The organism is Nocardioides cavernae, assembly GCF_013410035.1.
GTDB classification, from domain to species: Bacteria; Actinomycetota; Actinomycetes; order Propionibacteriales; family Nocardioidaceae; genus Nocardioides; species Nocardioides cavernae_A.
Map to the genome: position 1 here is coordinate 39803 of NZ_JACCBW010000005.1, position 14505 is coordinate 54307.

Annotated in this window: 18 protein-coding genes; 7 read left to right on the forward strand and 11 right to left on the reverse strand. The window is 72.3% G+C overall.

Annotated elements, in window-relative coordinates:
• The first annotated feature begins 11 nt into the window (after positions 1 to 11).
• The 3 genes from F4692_RS18425 to ctlX are packed head-to-tail and all read left to right on the forward strand — an operon-like array spanning position 12 to position 2385.
• The gene (locus F4692_RS18425) at positions 12 to 215 is read left to right on the forward strand and encodes a hypothetical protein (protein ID WP_179621167.1); all 204 of its coding nucleotides are present in this window, start codon (positions 12 to 14) and stop codon (positions 213 to 215) included.
• A 7-nt stretch (positions 216 to 222) separates the two neighbouring features.
• Positions 223 to 1323, forward strand: coding sequence for a threonine aldolase family protein (locus tag F4692_RS18430; protein WP_179621206.1), 1101 nt, complete (start codon positions 223 to 225; stop codon positions 1321 to 1323).
• A 30-nt stretch (positions 1324 to 1353) separates the two neighbouring features.
• Entirely contained in the window at positions 1354 to 2385 is a 1032-nt protein-coding gene (gene ctlX, locus F4692_RS18435) for a citrulline utilization hydrolase CtlX (protein WP_179621207.1), read from the forward strand.
• Between the two features lie 29 nt (positions 2386 to 2414).
• On the opposite strand, the gene F4692_RS18440 is transcribed toward ctlX, so the two are convergent.
• The 9 genes from F4692_RS18440 to F4692_RS18480 all read right to left on the reverse strand — a co-directional run bounded on the left by F4692_RS18440 (position 2415) and on the right by F4692_RS18480 (position 10802).
• On the reverse strand, positions 2415 to 3596 hold the full coding sequence (locus F4692_RS18440; RefSeq protein ID WP_179621343.1) for an Nramp family divalent metal transporter: 1182 nt from the start codon (positions 3594 to 3596) through the stop codon (positions 2415 to 2417).
• Between the two features lie 112 nt (positions 3597 to 3708).
• On the reverse strand, positions 3709 to 4539 hold the full coding sequence (tatC, locus tag F4692_RS18445; protein WP_179621208.1) for a twin-arginine translocase subunit TatC: 831 nt from the start codon (positions 4537 to 4539) through the stop codon (positions 3709 to 3711).
• A 13-nt stretch (positions 4540 to 4552) separates the two neighbouring features.
• Entirely contained in the window at positions 4553 to 4870 is a 318-nt protein-coding gene (tatA, locus tag F4692_RS21645) for a twin-arginine translocase TatA/TatE family subunit (RefSeq protein ID WP_218858778.1), read from the reverse strand.
• The gene (locus F4692_RS18455; RefSeq protein ID WP_179621209.1) at positions 4867 to 5208 is read right to left on the reverse strand and encodes a twin-arginine translocase TatA/TatE family subunit; all 342 of its coding nucleotides are present in this window, start codon (positions 5206 to 5208) and stop codon (positions 4867 to 4869) included. Before F4692_RS18455 ends, tatA begins: the two co-directional genes overlap by 4 nt.
• A gap of 80 nt (positions 5209 to 5288) precedes the next feature.
• Positions 5289 to 5459 (reverse strand): hypothetical protein, encoded by a 171-nt coding sequence (locus F4692_RS18460; RefSeq protein WP_179621210.1) that lies wholly within the window; start codon positions 5457 to 5459, stop codon positions 5289 to 5291.
• Positions 5456 to 6349, reverse strand: coding sequence for a ferritin-like domain-containing protein (locus F4692_RS18465; protein WP_257030047.1), 894 nt, complete (start codon positions 6347 to 6349; stop codon positions 5456 to 5458). Before F4692_RS18465 ends, F4692_RS18460 begins: the two co-directional genes overlap by 4 nt.
• A 177-nt stretch (positions 6350 to 6526) precedes the next feature.
• Positions 6527 to 7303, reverse strand: a complete 777-nt coding sequence (locus F4692_RS18470) for a ceramidase domain-containing protein (RefSeq protein WP_179621212.1) — start codon at positions 7301 to 7303, stop codon at positions 6527 to 6529.
• A 16-nt stretch (positions 7304 to 7319) separates the two neighbouring features.
• Positions 7320 to 9332: a PhoX family protein gene (locus F4692_RS18475; RefSeq protein WP_257030048.1), complete on the reverse strand. Its 2013-nt coding sequence runs from the start codon at positions 9330 to 9332 to the stop codon at positions 7320 to 7322.
• A 183-nt stretch (positions 9333 to 9515) separates the two neighbouring features.
• Complete coding sequence (locus tag F4692_RS18480) at positions 9516 to 10802, reverse strand: endonuclease/exonuclease/phosphatase family protein (protein ID WP_179621214.1); 1287 nt, start codon at positions 10800 to 10802, stop codon at positions 9516 to 9518.
• Between the two features lie 88 nt (positions 10803 to 10890).
• Between F4692_RS18480 and F4692_RS18485 the strand changes: the two genes are divergently transcribed.
• Both F4692_RS18485 and F4692_RS18490 read left to right on the forward strand, forming a co-directional pair.
• Positions 10891 to 11511: a DUF6198 family protein gene (locus F4692_RS18485; protein WP_179621215.1), complete on the forward strand. Its 621-nt coding sequence runs from the start codon at positions 10891 to 10893 to the stop codon at positions 11509 to 11511.
• A gap of 4 nt (positions 11512 to 11515) precedes the next feature.
• Complete coding sequence (locus F4692_RS18490) at positions 11516 to 12178, forward strand: GOLPH3/VPS74 family protein (protein ID WP_179621216.1); 663 nt, start codon at positions 11516 to 11518, stop codon at positions 12176 to 12178.
• 91 nt (positions 12179 to 12269) lie between these two features.
• Here F4692_RS18490 and F4692_RS18495 read toward each other — a convergent pair whose 3' ends face one another.
• The gene (locus tag F4692_RS18495) at positions 12270 to 12701 is read right to left on the reverse strand and encodes an Hsp20/alpha crystallin family protein (RefSeq protein WP_179621217.1); all 432 of its coding nucleotides are present in this window, start codon (positions 12699 to 12701) and stop codon (positions 12270 to 12272) included.
• Positions 12702 to 12825: 124 nt separating this feature from the next.
• On the opposite strand from F4692_RS18495, the gene F4692_RS18500 reads away from it, so the two are divergent.
• The gene (locus F4692_RS18500; protein WP_179621218.1) at positions 12826 to 13107 is read left to right on the forward strand and encodes a MerR family transcriptional regulator; all 282 of its coding nucleotides are present in this window, start codon (positions 12826 to 12828) and stop codon (positions 13105 to 13107) included.
• Here F4692_RS18500 and F4692_RS18505 read toward each other — a convergent pair.
• Complete coding sequence (locus F4692_RS18505) at positions 13099 to 14091, reverse strand: 5'-3' exonuclease (RefSeq protein WP_179621219.1); 993 nt, start codon at positions 14089 to 14091, stop codon at positions 13099 to 13101. The two genes, F4692_RS18500 and F4692_RS18505, sit on opposite strands and share 9 nt — an antisense overlap.
• Before the next feature lie 88 nt (positions 14092 to 14179).
• Between F4692_RS18505 and F4692_RS18510 the strand changes: the two genes are divergently transcribed.
• Positions 14180 to 14503 carry a putative quinol monooxygenase gene (locus tag F4692_RS18510; RefSeq protein WP_179621220.1) on the forward strand — a complete coding sequence of 108 codons (324 nt, stop codon included), beginning with the start codon at positions 14180 to 14182 and terminating at the stop codon, positions 14501 to 14503.
• Positions 14504 to 14505 lie beyond the last annotated feature (2 nt).

Consider the following 14505-nt stretch of genomic DNA (forward strand, 5'->3'; position numbering starts at 1 on the left):
ATGATCACGCCATGGCTGCATGGGCACACCTCGAGATCACCGTCGACGACCAGGGCAACGTGGAGGTCGGCGGCTACAACGCCGACCCGGAGGCCCTCGTGGAGGGCACGGAGTCGTGGGAGGACCTGCTGTCCACCCTCGGCGTCAACGGCTGGGAGCTGGTCCAGGTGATCCCCGGTCCGGAGACCACCTACTGGTTCAAGCGCCAGGCCTGATCGCCGCGTGGGCGACGAGCTCGTCGCACGCTTCCGGGCGGTGCTGGCCACCGCCGACGGGGTCTTCTCGCGTCCCCCGGGGAGCCCTGCGCAGGTGTTCCGCGACCTCGCTGCGTTCGCGGACGAGCACGACCTCGCGTGGGACAGGTACGGCGAGCGCGGGGCGGTGGCCCAGCTGGAGGGCGAGGTCGCCGGGCTGCTCGGCAAGCCTGCGGCGGTGATGTTCCCCAGCGGGGTGATGGCGCAGCAGGCCACGCTCCGCGTGTGGTGCGACCGCTCGGCCTCGCACCGCGTCGCGCTGCCGGACCTGTCGCACCTCGTCCGCTACGAGAACGACGGCCCGCGCCGCGTGCTCGGCCTCGAGCTCGAATGGCTGACGAGCGGCCGGGAGACCCCGACCGCCGCCGCGCTCGCCAGGGTGGGCGGCCGCCTCGGGGCAGCGATGGTCGAGCTGCCACTGCGTGACGCCGGCTGCCTCCTGCCGACCTGGGAGGAGCTCGTCGAGCTGTCCGCGGCGGCGCGGGAGCGCGGCGTGCCCCTGCATGCCGACGGCGCCCGGATCTGGGAGTCCGCTCCCCACTGGGGACGCACGCTCGCCGAGGTGGGCGCGCTGTTCGACTCTGTCTACGTCTCGCTCTACAAGGGCCTCGGCGGGACCAGCGGGGCGCTCGTGGTGTGCCCGGAGGACCTCGCCGGCGAGCTGCGCGGGTGGCGGCAGCGGATGGGCGGGACGATCTTCTCGATGACCGCGGCGGCGGTCGGCGGGCTCATCGGCCTCCGCGAGCACCTGGCCGGCTTCGCCGACCAGCGCGCGTGGGCGATCGAGCTCGCCGCGGCGCTCAACGAGCGCGGCATCCGCACCTTCCCAGAGGTCCCGCACATCGCGACGTTCCTGGCCCACGCCCCCGGCGCGGCCGAGGAGCTCAACGAACGCGTGGTCGCCCACGCCGAGCAGCACGGCGTCGTCGCGTCGGGGATGTGGCGTGACTCCGACGTGCCGGGGTGGGCGGAGACCGAGCTGACCTGCTACGAGCCCGCGCTCGCCCACGACCCGGTCGAGGTGGCCGAGACGATGGCTGGCCTCGTGGACGGCGCCGCCGGGTTCTGACGTGACGCCCGGGTGCCCTACATTCCTCCCGTGAGTGCCCAGGCCCCGTCCGCCGTCATCCTGATCCGCGCGACCAGCTTCGTCCCCAACCCGGCCACCGCGGCGGACAACGCGTTCCAGTCCGACGCCCCGGAGGGGCAGTCCGACCACACCACCGCGGAGAAGGCGCTGCAGGAGATGGACCGCCTCGCCGCGGCCCTCCGCGACGCCGGCGTGCGGGTCCACGTCTTCGACGACGACGACCACACGCGACCCGACAGCGTGTTCCCCAACAACTGGGTCTCCACCCACGCGGGCGGCACCGTCGCCGTCTACCCGATGTACGCCTCGAACCGCCGCCACGAGCGCCGCCACGACGTGCTGGAGATGCTCAAGTCGGAGTACCGCGTCCAGGCGATCGTGGACTACTCCGGTCTCGAGCCCGACGGCATCTTCCTCGAGGGCACCGGCGCGATGGTGCTCGACCACGTCTCGCGGGTGGCGTACACCGCGCGCAGCCACCGCGCCGACGTCGCCGTGCTGGAGCGCTTCTGCACCGACTTCAACTACGAGCCGATGGCCTTCGACGCGGTCGACTCCGACGGCGTCCCGGTCTACCACACCAACGTGATCGCCTGCATCGGCACCGACGTCGCGATGATCGCGCTCGAGATGATCCCCGACGAGGCCCGACGCGAGCAGGTGCGCGAGCGCCTCGCGGTGACCGGGCGCACCATCGTCGAGCTCACCGAGGAGCAGATCCGCGAGTTCGCGGGGAACGCGGTCGAGCTCTGCGGGCGTACGCCGGAGGGCAGGCGCCGCTACGTCATGGCGATGTCGGCGCGTGCGAGGCGCTCGCTGCGCCCCGAGCAGGTCGCGGCGATCGAGGAGTCCTGCGAGATCGTCGCGGTCGAGATCCCGACGATCGAGCTGGCGGGCGGCTCGGTGCGGTGCATGATCGCGGGCGTCCACCTCGACCACCGGCCCGAGGAGCTCCCGGAGCCGGGGGAGAACGTCGTCGCGATCAACGAGGACAACCCGATCACCCCCGACGGCCGCTTCGTGGCGAAGGACTACGTCTGACGCGCTGATCGTCCGGTCGGGTGCGGCCCTCAGGCCGCCAGCTGCCAGAGCAGCACGGCGTTGAGCGCGATGATCGCCGCCGCCACGACGACGCCGGCGGCCGTGGTGACGGGCCGGTTCACCAGCGAGCCCATCACGTCCTTGCGCGCGGTGAACCACACGAGCGGCACGAGCGCGAACGGGATGCCGAACGAGAGCACGACCTGGGAGCCGACGAGCGCCGCCGTCGGGTCGACGCCGACCGCCAGGACCGCCAGCGCGGGCAGCAGGGTGACGAGTCGACGCGCGGCGACGGGGATCCGGCGGCGGATGAAGCCCTCCATGATGACCTGGCCCGACAGCGTGCCGACGCTGCTCGAGGCGAAGCCGGAGGCCAGCAGTCCCAGGGCGAAGAGCAGGGCGGCTCCCGTGCCGAGGGAGTCGCCGAGCCCGGCGTGCGCGCCCTCGATGGTGTCGATGCCCTTCCCGGAGAGCGCCGAGGCCGCGACGAGCAGGAGCGAGAGGTTCATCAGGCCCGCGACGGTCATCGCGACGACCACGTCGACGCGCTGGCTGCGCATGACGGTGACCCGCTGCTGCTCGGTGCGGGCGTGGAGCCGTTCGCTGGTGAGGGCGCTGTGCAGGTAGATCGCGTGCGGCATGACGGTCGCGCCGAGCATGCCGGCCGCGAGCATCACGCTGTCCATGCCGGCGAAGCGGGGGAGCGTGCCGTCGAGGACGGCCACCGCGTCCACGCCGCTGATGGCGACGTCGTACACGAACCCGACGAGGATCACGCCGAGGAGGCCGAGGATGACGGTCTCGAAGTGGCGGTGGCCGCGACCCTTGAGGCCGAGCACCACGAACGACACGACCGCAGTGATGACCCCGCCGGCCAGGAGCGGGAGGTCGAAGAGGAGCTTGAGCGCCAGCGCGCCGCCGACGATCTCGGCCAGGTCGGTCGCGATGGCGACCAACTCGGCCTGGCCCCAGAGGCCGTTGGCGACCCGGCGCGGGAGGTGCTCACGGCACAGCGCCGGCAGGCTCAGGCCGGTGGCGACGCCCGCCTTGGCCGAGAGGTACTGGATGAGCATCGCCATGATGTTGCTGACGACGACGACCCACACGAGCAGGTAGCCGTAGGCCGACCCGGCGGAGATGTTGGTGGCGAAGTTGCCGGGGTCGACGTAGGCCACCGCGGTGACGAAGGCAGGGCCGAGCAGCGGCCACATCCGGCCGAGCCGGCCCCGGAGCCCGCCTGGTGGTGCCGGCCGGTCGAGCAGGGCGGCGGAGGCCGTCGTACGCCGTGGGGGCGGGGCTGCGAAGCGCCTGGTCTGGAACACGTCAGTCCTCGGTCCACGGGGCGACCTGGGCGAGTGCCCGGCTCGCCCGGCGCCGGTCGACGACCCGGCAGACGACCTCGGCGAGGACAAACAGGGCCATCATCGGGACGGCCAGCATCAGCATCGAGAACGGGTCGGTCGACGGGGTGGCGACGGCTGCGAACACCACCGCGGACATCAGGATGATCGAGCGGTGCCGGCCGAGCTGGGCGCCCGTCACGACACCGGCCAGGTTGAGCAGCACGAGGAAGAACGGGATCTCGACGGCGAGACCGAAGACCAGGAGCATCCGGCTGAAGAAGGAGAAGTAGTCGCCGAACTCCACGAGGTTCTCCATGCCGGCCGGGGTGAACCCGATCAGCACGCCGAGGCCCTTGGGGAGCACGTAGTAGCCCAGCGCCACTCCGGCGATGAAGAGCGGCCCGGCGATCGCGGCGAAGACCTTCGACCAGCGCTTCTCCCGTGCCAGCAGGCCGGGGACCACGAACGACCACGCCTGCCAGAGCCAGTACGGGCTGGCCGCCACGAGGGCGGCGGTGCCGCAGAGCTTCAGGTTGAGCATGAGCGGACCCGTCGCGCCGGCGACGTACGCCGTGCTGACGGTGTCCGCCCCGATCAGCTGCTGTGCCTCGTTGTAGGGACCGAGGACGAGGGACAGCAGCTGGTCGTAGAAGGGGAGCGCGACGACGAACGCCGCCACCAGGACGAGCGCACAGCGGATGAGCCGGGCCCGCGCCTCGCGCAGGTGGTCGGCGAGCGACATGCTGCCGGGCGTGGAGCCGGGTCGGCTGGGAGCGACCCGCAGCACGTTGACGGCGGTGGCGATCGACATCGGCCGGCTCCCGTCAGCCGCGGTGGACGTCGTGCTCGCGCGGCGTCTCGACGACGATCGGCTCGGACACGGGCGCGGGGACCGCTCGTCCGGTCCCGGCCGCCGCGTCGGTCCGGACCTGGGCGTCGGTCGCGGCCTTGGTCCCGTCCTTGTCGTCGCCGTCGATGAGGCCCTTCGTCTCGGCCTTGAAGATCTTCAGCGCCTGCCCGGAGCCGCGGGCGAGCTCGGGGAGCTTGGAGGCCCCGAAGAGCAGGACCAGGACGGCCAGGATGATGAGCAGCTCCATGCCGCCCAGTCCGCCGACGAGCAGGGGGGTGATGGGGGACGTCATGCTGTCTTCCTCTCGGGTGATGCTGCAGTGGTGGTGCGGGGGGTGGTGCGGGGGGTGGTGTCGTCGTCCTCGTCGCGCTCGTCCTCGTCGCGCTCGGCGAGGATCTCCTGGACCTGGCGCCGCACCATCTCGCGCGGGTCGAGGTCGCGGAGCTCGAGGTCGGCGTAGTCGTCGCCGAGGGACGTACGGAGGTCGTCGCGCACGGAGTCACCCATGCGCCTGGCGGCCTTGATGCCCTGGGCCAGCTGCCTGGCCAGGCCGGGGAGCTTGTCCGGGCCCATGAGCACGACGCCGAAGAAGGCGATGACGGCGAGCTCGGGGAGTCCGATTCCGAACATGGATCTCTCCTCTCGAAGGAGCGAGGTCGTGCTCCGGGGTGGCCCGGACGCCGCGGGGACGTCCGGACCACCAGGAGCGGTCAGGCCCGGTGCTGAGCGGTGTGCATCGCCCGGTCGACCTGGTGCGCCCAGTGGGCAGGCCGCAGGGCAGCGTGGTGTGCGGCCGGGTGGAGGGCCAGCCACGTCGCGCGGAGCAGCACGAGCGCGAGCAGGAGCATCCCGACGATCTCGATGGCGGGCACCGCGATCACGCGCTCTTGTTGACGGCGCCGTTGACGCCGCGGGGGAAGAAGCCACCCTTGGTGACCGACTTGGGGTTGAGGTAGACGACGTTGAGCACCTGGCCGGGCGTACGGCTGTAGGCGATGCCGTTCTTGTCCGCGGGGACGAGGTTCGCCTTGCCGGCGGCCGAGCCGATGCCCTGGTCCCTGGTGCTCTTGCCGTCGAGGCTGTCGCGCGCCTTGGAGATGGCCTTGGCGGCGTCCTGCAGGCCCTTGGCGTAGAGCGAGGTCCGCACGATGCCGGCGTGGTAGGCCTCGACGGCCAGGATGCCGGCGGCGGCCTCGAGGTAGGTCTTGTTGCTGATGAGCGGCGCCGCGCCCTTGTAGGCCGTGACGCCCACGTCCTCGAAGATGTAGGCCGCGAGGAGGAAGTTGTCCTCGTTGGCGTACGGGTCGAAGGTCTGGCCGGGCTGGATCAGGCCGGCCGCGGTCGCCGCGGCGGTGAAGCTCTCCTGGATGTTGATCGCCGGTCGGGCGACCTTGGCCCCGCCGAGCGCCTTGCGCAGGAAGCTGACGTGGTCGAGCTCGTCGGTCGCGATCTCCTCGGCGTACTTCCGGATGGCCGGGGTGGCGAAGGAGACCTGGCGGCCGCCCTTCACGCCGCCCTTCTTGCCCTTGCCGGACGTCAGCTTGTCGTCGAGGCCCCGGCCGAAGGCGGCGTAGGAGTAGAACTCGGCCTCGAGGTACTCGAGGTTGAGCGCGAAGTTGAGGACCGCGCCGTCGCTGACACCTGCGGCCTGGGCGGGTGCGGTCGCGAGCCCGCCGAGGGCACCGGCGCCGACGACGCCCAGGCCGGCGACGCCGGCCGACTTGAGGAAGAGGCGGCGGTCGGTCTCGTTCTCCGCGCTCCGGTTGATCATGTCTGTGACTACTGCCTTGCCGAACATGCGTACTCCATGTGGTGTCGCTGTGCGTTCAAGGTCGCCCAGGTGAGCGGCCCACCGGGGCTGAGGCCCGGCTGGTGTGACCTGGGTCATTCGCCGTCGCGACCGCGCCAGATTGGTCCGGTCCGGACGTTCCACCCGCACGGGTGGGCCTCACGCCCGGCGTTCGGAGGCGTAGAAGCGGTAGAGCCAGTAGGCCGCGACCGCGCAGAGCAGGTGCCACAGGGCGTGCCCCTGCAGCAGCGAGTGCGGGTCGCACCAGCCGGCGTTGGAGAGCAGCCAGATGGCGAACGCGACGAGCATCGCGGTCAGCGCGACGACCCCGTGCCGGAAGCGGATCACGGTCTCGCCGCGCCGCCAGGCGAGGGTCTCGAGCCCGACGGCGGCGACGAGCAGGAGCCCGAAGGCGAGGTTGCCGGCATAGTGGACGACCGGCACCTGACCGCGCCACAGGCCGGCGAGCTCGCAGCCCGCGACGCACAGGAGGTACGCCCCGGCGAAGGCGGCCGGCCCGCGTCGCGCCCAGCGGGTCCACGCCCACGCTGCAGCGAACCCGGCGACGAGGTACATGCTCAGCATGTCGAGGTGGCCGCCCCACTCGCTCTGGGTGGCGTGCATCGCCGCCGAGGCCGGGCCCAGCAGCACGACCACGCAGGCGAGGAAGGTCGCCACCGGCCGGGAGAGGACCGCGCCCCGGGGAGCACCGCCCGCGTGGCGGGCCACGAGGAGCCCGGCCACGACGAAGCCGGCGTTGGACAGCGTGTTGGCGGGCTGGCGTACCCAGCCGTCGTGCGGCGCCTCGCAGAAGTCGGCACCGCGCCCGACGTCGGGCCCGAGCCACCCCTGCCAGACAGCGAGCACCAGCGCCGCCACCGAGACGACGGCGACGGCGCTGGTGACGACGAGCGGGTGGGCCAGGGGTCGGGGCACGCCCCGATCGTAGGGATCAGCGCGTGCGCGTCACCTGGACGACCGTCGGCCGGGGGCCGGCGAACTGGCCCGCGCCGGGCGTACCACCGGCGGGCACGTAGTCGGGGAAGCGTGACTGCGGGGCCGCCCACGAGCCGTCCTCACCGGGGTGCTGCACCGCGACGAACACCGATCCGTCCCGGTCGTGGATGACCGGGCCGCAGGTCTCGGCACCGGAGGGCACGGCGAGGAACTGCTGGACGCGTCCACGCTCGGGCCCCTCGACCGGCACCTTGAACAGCCCGTCGCTCACCCTGATCGCGCTCGGCTGGCCGTCCGTCGACACCCAGAGGTTGCCCTCGCTGTCGAAGGCGACGTTGTCGGGACAGGAGATGGGCGACACGGGTCCGGTCCAGCCCCCGAAGTAGGTGCCGGCGGAGGCGGCGTCGCCGCAGATGAGGAAGAGGTTCCAGGTGAACGCGTCCGTCGTGTGGTCGCCGTGACCGGGAACCAGCTCGACGACGTGACCGTCCTTGTTGGCCGCGCGCGGGTTGGGCTCGGTCGGGCCCTCCTTGCCGACCTTGCCGCGGTCGGTGTTGTTGGTGCACGCCACGTAGACGCGTCCGCTGCGCAGGCTCGGCTCCACGTCCTCGGGGCGGTCCATCTTGGTGGGCTGGACGACGTCGGCCGCGAGGCGGGTGTAGACCAGCACCTCCTCGACGGTGAAGCCGGGCACCATCGACCGGCCGCCTCGCGTGAGCGGGATCCACTCGCCCGTGCCGTCGCTGACGCCGTCCTCGAGGCCGTCACCGGTGAAGCGTGCGACCGACAGGTCGCCCTCGCTGAGCAGCGTGAGGTTGTGACGTCGGGCGCGGGGGCTGTTGCCGGGCTGCATGCGATCGCGCGAGACGAAGCGGTAGAGGTAGTCGAAGCGCTCGTCGTCGCCCATGTAGGCCACGACCCGGCCGTCGCGGTTGACGATGACGTTGGCGCCCTCGTGCTTGAAGCGTCCCATCGCCGTGTGCTTCACCGGGGTGGACGTCGGGTCGGTGGGGTCCACCTCGACGATCCAGCCGAAGCGGTTCGGCTCGTTGCGGAAGTCGGCCGTGGTGGCGTCCCACCGCGGGTCGACCGAACGCCAGTTGCGGGAGTCCTGGGTCGGCGAGAGGCCGTAGCGGGACTCCCTGGGGTCGGTGCCGGTGGCCCGGAAGTACTGGTTGAAGTTCTCCTCCCCGGACAGGACGGTGCCCCACGGCGTGGTGCCGCCGGCGCAGTTGTTCATCGTGCCGCGCACGGTGCGCCCGGTGGCGTCCGCCGCGGTCTTCAGCAGGTCCGAGCCGGCGGCCGGGCCGTCGACGGCGAACGGAGTGTCGAGGGTGATCCGGCGGTTCAGCGGCGCGCCCGGGACGTACGTCCACCGCTCGCCGCGCCTGCGACGCCGCAGCTCGACCACGGACATGCCGTGTGCCGCCCACGCGGTCCGGATCACCGTGGCCGGGTCGGTCCCGGGAGGGAACATGATGCCCTCGTTGGTGTACTCGTGGTTGCACACGAGCAGGGCCCGGGTCCCGTTCCGGCTGGTCTCGATGATGTCGAGGTAGTCGTTGTTGTAGCCGAACTGGCCGGCCTGCGCCTCGGGCGTCTGGCGGGCGCCGTCGAAGGCGGGCGCGCCGCGCAGGATCGGGTCGCCCCACCGCAGGATCGGGTCCCAGCGGTAGCCGACCGGCACGGTGACGTCGTCGACCGTGGTCGCGGCGGGAGCGATCGCAGTGAACGGCAGCGGGTGGCGGTGGCCGTGGCCGCCCCCGGGCTTGGGGCCGCCCGTGCCGGGCTTCGCCGCTGCGGGCAGAGCCGGGACGGCGGTCAGCGCCGCCGCGGCGACGCCGGTGCCGACGACCGAGCGCCGGCTCAGGACCTTCGTCGCGACGTCGCGGAAGTACGACGTCTCGCTGGTGTTCTGCGTGGGGTTGGGGACGGCCTGGAAGCAAGCGTCGCCGCACCGGAGGTGGCAGGTGACCGCGCTGCGGTTGCCGTGGGTCTGGCCGGCCATCGGCAGGAGTGGGCGGGTGGGGGCGGATCCGGACGGGGCGGGGCGAGCTGGCATGGGGGGACGACTCCGAGGTCGGGGGACGTGCGGACGGCACGACCCTGCTGTCCCGGGTCGCCCCCCGAGGGGCCGGCAGGTGGACGTCAGGTGAACGTCGTCCGGCCCCTCGGCGAAGGCGCTGTCGGATCAGCGCCCGTGTGCCCGAGCGCCGCGGACGTCGAGCCAGACCAGGCGGTGGTCGCTCGTCGGGAACGGGTAGGTGCCGATCAGCCGGGGGAACAGCGGGTCGGTCGACCCGAGCCAGTAGACGCCCGCGCCCGTCACGCGCAGCCGACGGCCGGGCAGGACGTAGTCGGCACGCAGGTTGCCCGGGGCGGTGTCGGTGAAGTCCGCGGTGTCCTCGGCGGCCGGGCCCCGGTGCGTCAGGTTGGCCCCGCCGTCGCGCCCGGCCGCCTCGACCGCGCCCGCCGACGCGGGGTGCGGGTCCTCGATCCTCGGGTGGTCGAGCAGCTGCAGGACCGCGTCGTCGTAGGAGTCGCCGTCGAACGGGTCGGCGTTCTGGTCGCCGGCGATCACGAAGTCCTGACCGCGGCCCAGGCCGCCGTCCCCGCCGTCGTCGTCGTGGATGTACGCCGCCTTCCGTCCGCCCGCGACGTAGTCGGCCCAGAAGCGGATCTCGTCGTGGTTGCGGGCGCCGTTGCGGTCCTCGGGACCGTCGAAGGTGGGCGGCGTCGGGTGCGAGACGAGGAAGTGCACGGGCTTGCGGCCCGGAAGCGCGATCGGGACGTCCCAGTGCGACTTCGAGGACAGCCGTAGCACGTCGAGCTCCTCGGGCGAGTACCAGTCGCCGGGCGCGGGGGTCGCCGGGTCGTCGGGCAGGACGGCGCCGGGCATGTCCTTCCAGAGGAAGCGCTGGAAGGTGCGCACCTGGTCGGTCAGGATCGGGTGCTTGGAGTAGACGACCATGCCGTACTGACCGGGGAACGACCCGAAGCCGAACGCGTCGTCGCCGCCGCCGACCGCGCCGTCGTTGTCGAGGTCGAAGCCGCTCGGCACGCCGGTGTTGACCGGCGCGACGTAGTAGTAGGGGTAGTCGACCGGGGCGGCGCCGTTCTGGCCGACGGCGAGGTAGTTGTCGCGGAACAGCTCGGCGGCCACGCCGCCCTCGACGTGGTCGAACTCGTTGACCAGCACGACGTCGGGGTCCATGCGCTGGATGGTCTCCGCCACCGCGGACGCCTGCGCGTTGCCGGGCGCGGACAGGTCACGGACGAGGTCGCCGGCCGCCGCGCGGTTGAGCGAGGCGTTGAACGTCGCGAACCGGACGTCGTGGTGGTGGTGGTGGCCGTGGCCACCGGGGCCTCCCGGTCCGTGCCCTCCGGCGGCAGCGGGGGCGACGAGCGCAGGGGCGGCCAGGCCGGTGAGGGCGAGGGTGGCGAGCGCCGCGAGGGCGGTGCGGGGTCGAGGAGTCATGCGTGGGGAGCCTTCCGAGAGTCCGATGAGCGGATGGACCAACCTACGACGACGGGCGGAGCGGCCTTGACCTGCGATGCTGGCGCCCGTGATCCCCGGCCCGCGCCGTACGGCGATGCTCCTCCTCGGCTGTGTCGTCCTCGGGACGGGTGTGGCGCTCCTCCTCGCGGCGGACCTCGGCTCGGACGGCTACTCGACGTTCGTCAACGGGCTCACCCTCGCCACCGGTGTGGCGTTCTGGGTGGTCAACCTGGTCGTCGGCGTGGTGCTGGTCGTCCTGGCCGCGCTGCGGGGTGTACGCCCGGGGGTGGGCACGGTGGTGCAGGTCGTGCTGGTGGGGGTGACCGTGTCCGTCGTGCTCGCCCTGCTCCCGACGCCGGGTGCGACCGGGTGGCGGGTCGCGCTCCTCCTCGCCGCCTTCCCCGTGCTCGCGGTCGGCATCGCGCTCTACCTCGGCAGCCACACGGGGGCCGGTCCGGCCGAGGCCGCCGCACTCGCGTGGGACCCGCCCGTCCCGTTCCGGTGGAGCTACAGCGTCGTGCAGGGCGGGGGAGCGCTCGCCGGCTGGCTCCTGGGCGCGACCGTGGGCGTGGGCACCCTCGCCGTGATCGTCCTCCTCGGTCCCGCGGTGGACCTCACGGCCCGGATCCTGCGGCTGGATCTCCGCCAGGAGACGGATCCGGCACTGCGGGAGGACGACCTAGCCTGACGTCATGTTGATCGCCGAAGAGCTGTTCCTCCTCCTGCGACGTGACGACGGCAAGCCGGAGAACTCGATGGCCTACCGGGGCTACGGGTTCGCCGCCGCGCTGATCACCGACCTCGTGGTCGCCGAGCGCATCACGCTCAGCGACGACAAGGACCCGCGGATGACCGTCCTGGCCCCAGGGCCGCTGGCGCACCCGGCCCTCGACGCCGCCATGCGGCGGCTGCAGGACCGGGACGGCAAGAAGCTGTCGTCGCTGGTCACCGACGGCAAGGTCGCGCGGGAGAAGGAGCTCGCCGCGGCGCTGGCTGCAGCAGGCGTGATCCGCATCGAGGAGAAGCGGGCCCTGGGCCTGGTGCCCGAGCGCTACCCCGTGGTCCACGGCGAGCCGGAGCGCCGGGTGCGCGAGCGGCTCCGCACCGTCCTGGCGGGCGGCACCGCAGCTCCGGGCGACGCCGCGCTGCTGGCCATCCTGCAGGGGCTCGAGGTCGCCCCGAAGGTGCTCGAGGAGGAGCGCGGCGGCCTGGGAAAGAAGGAGCTCAAGCGCCGCATCGAGGAGGTCTCCGTCCACATCGCCGCGGCTGACGCCGTCGGCAAGGCGGTGTCCGCGATGAACACGGCCATGATGACCGCGGTCATCGTCCCGATCGTGGTGTCCGGCAGCAGCTGATCGGCCAGCCGGACGGCCGCGGGGCCGCAGCACGCTGCGCAAGGGCTGCGGCCCCGCGGTGGGCCCGGGATCGGGCCGGGGTCGGGCCGGGTCAGGCCGTGAGCTCGGCGTGCTCCCCGCTGCGGTCGGACCCGGAGATCTCGATCTTGCGCGGCTTGGCCTTCTCGGCGACCGGGACGACCAGCCGCAGCACCCCGTCGTCGTACGACGCCTCGATCCGGTCGAGGTCGAGGTTGTCGCCCAGCACGAGCTGGCGGCTGAACGCTCCCCGCGGACGCTCGGAGGCGAGGGCCTCCCAGTCACCGTTGCGAGCGACACGCTCGGCGCGGACGGTCAGTACGTTGCGCTCGACGTCGAGGTCGATGCTGTCGCGGGAGACCCCCGGCAGGTCGAACTCGATGACGAACCGGTCGCCCTCGCGCCACGCGTCCATCGGCATCACGGCGGGCCGGTTGGTCGTGCCCAGGAGCTGCTGGGTCAGGCGGTCGAGGTCACGGAACGGGTCGGTGGTTCGAAGCAGCATGTCTCCTCCTGGATCTGTCGGGTGGACCGCTCGGTCCACGACCTGTATTGATGGTTACAGGTTTCTTATAGTCGATCCGTGAGGCAAGATCAAGCCACCAGTACATGCTTCTCGAGGAGGGTCCGTGGCAGCGAACGACACCGGGGTCTACGCCATCTCCGTGGCCGCCGCGATGGTCTCGATGGAGGTCCAGAACCTGCGCGTGTACGAGCGGCGCGGGCTGCTGACGCCCGACCGCACCGCGGGCGGCACCCGCCTCTACAGCCCCGACGACGTGGAGCGGCTGGGCCGCATCCGCACGCTGCTCGCCGAGGGCCTCAACCTCGCCGGCGTCGCTCGGGTCCTCGAGCTGGAGGACGAGGTGACCCGGCTGCGGGCGCGGCTCGCGAGGAGGCACTCAGCCTGACGCCGGCCTGCTCGTCAGCACCCGCACCGCGAAGTCGGTGGTGAAGTCGTTGTCGAGGAAGCCGACGACCTTCGTCACCCGGTCGAGGTCGAGGGGGAGGAGCCCCCGGGACCCCGGGACGTCCGGGGTCAGGCCGAGGTCCAGGTCGTCGCGCCCCGACATCATCTGCACGTTGAAGTCGTAGCGCTCCCGCGCGCCCGGCGCCAGCAACCGGCGTACGACCGTGCCGCCGACCCGACGTCCCCCGGTCTCCGCCGACCAGTCGTCCAGCGCGGCGAGGAGGTTGCGGCCCCCCTGGTGGTCGACGTCGGCCCACGCGGCGTCCATCGACCCGGCCACGTCGAGGAGGATCGCCGCGGTCTTCTCGCCGATGCCCTGGACGCCGGGGAGGTTGTCGCTCGTGTCGCCGCGCAGGGCGGCGAACGCGAGGTAGTTGGCCGGGCGGACACCGTACATGTTGAACAGCCTCGCCGGGTTGAGCATCGGTGACCCGTGGATGCCGCCGTCGATGAGGCGCAGCACCTGCGTGTGCTGGCTGATGTGTGCGAAGGCGTCGCGGTCGGAGGTGATGATCACGCAGTCCCAGCCGTGCGCCTCGGCCCACCGGGCGCCGGACGCGTTGATGTCGTCGGCCTCGAGGCCGGGCGGGGTGACCGTGGCCAGGCCCAGCGCGTCGAGCAGGGCGCCCGCGCGCTCCAGCTGGTCGACGAGCTCGGGGTCCTTCTGTGCCCGGCCGGCCTTGTAGTCGGGATAGGCGTCGCGCCGCACCGACCCCGTCCGGTCGTCGAGCCCGAACAGCACCGCGTCGGGTGCGAAGGAGTCGATCGACTCGAGGATCTGGCGCAGCATGCCGTGCAGCGCCCAGATCGGCCGAGCCTGACGGTCCCGCAGACCGGTGTGTGCGCGCGCGTGGTGGTTGCGGTGCAGCAGCGACGGTGCGTCGACGACCAGCAGGAGGCGGCGGGACCGGGAGTCGGGTGTCATGGCGATCGCCGACAGCCTAGGCGAGGCTCGTAGGGTCGGGAGGATCCGGCCGGACCCCAGCCGGGTCCCAGCGACCTGAGGAGAGACGTTGATCTTCATCACCGCCAAGTTCACGATCAAGCCCGAGCACGCGGACGCGTGGCCCGACCTCTCCCGTGCCTTCACCGAGGCGACACGTGCCGAGGAGGGGTGCCTGTGGTTCGAGTGGTCGCGCAGCCTCGACGACCCGGACACGTACGTCCTCGTCGAGGCGTTCCGCGACGGCGACGCGGGCGGTGCGCACGTGGGCAGCGACCACTTCCGGGCCGCGCAGGCCGAGCTCCCGCAGTACCTCGTCCGGACGCCCGACATCGTCAGCACCGAGGTCGACCAGGACGGCTGGAACGAGCTGGGGGAGATGCGGGTCGACTGAGG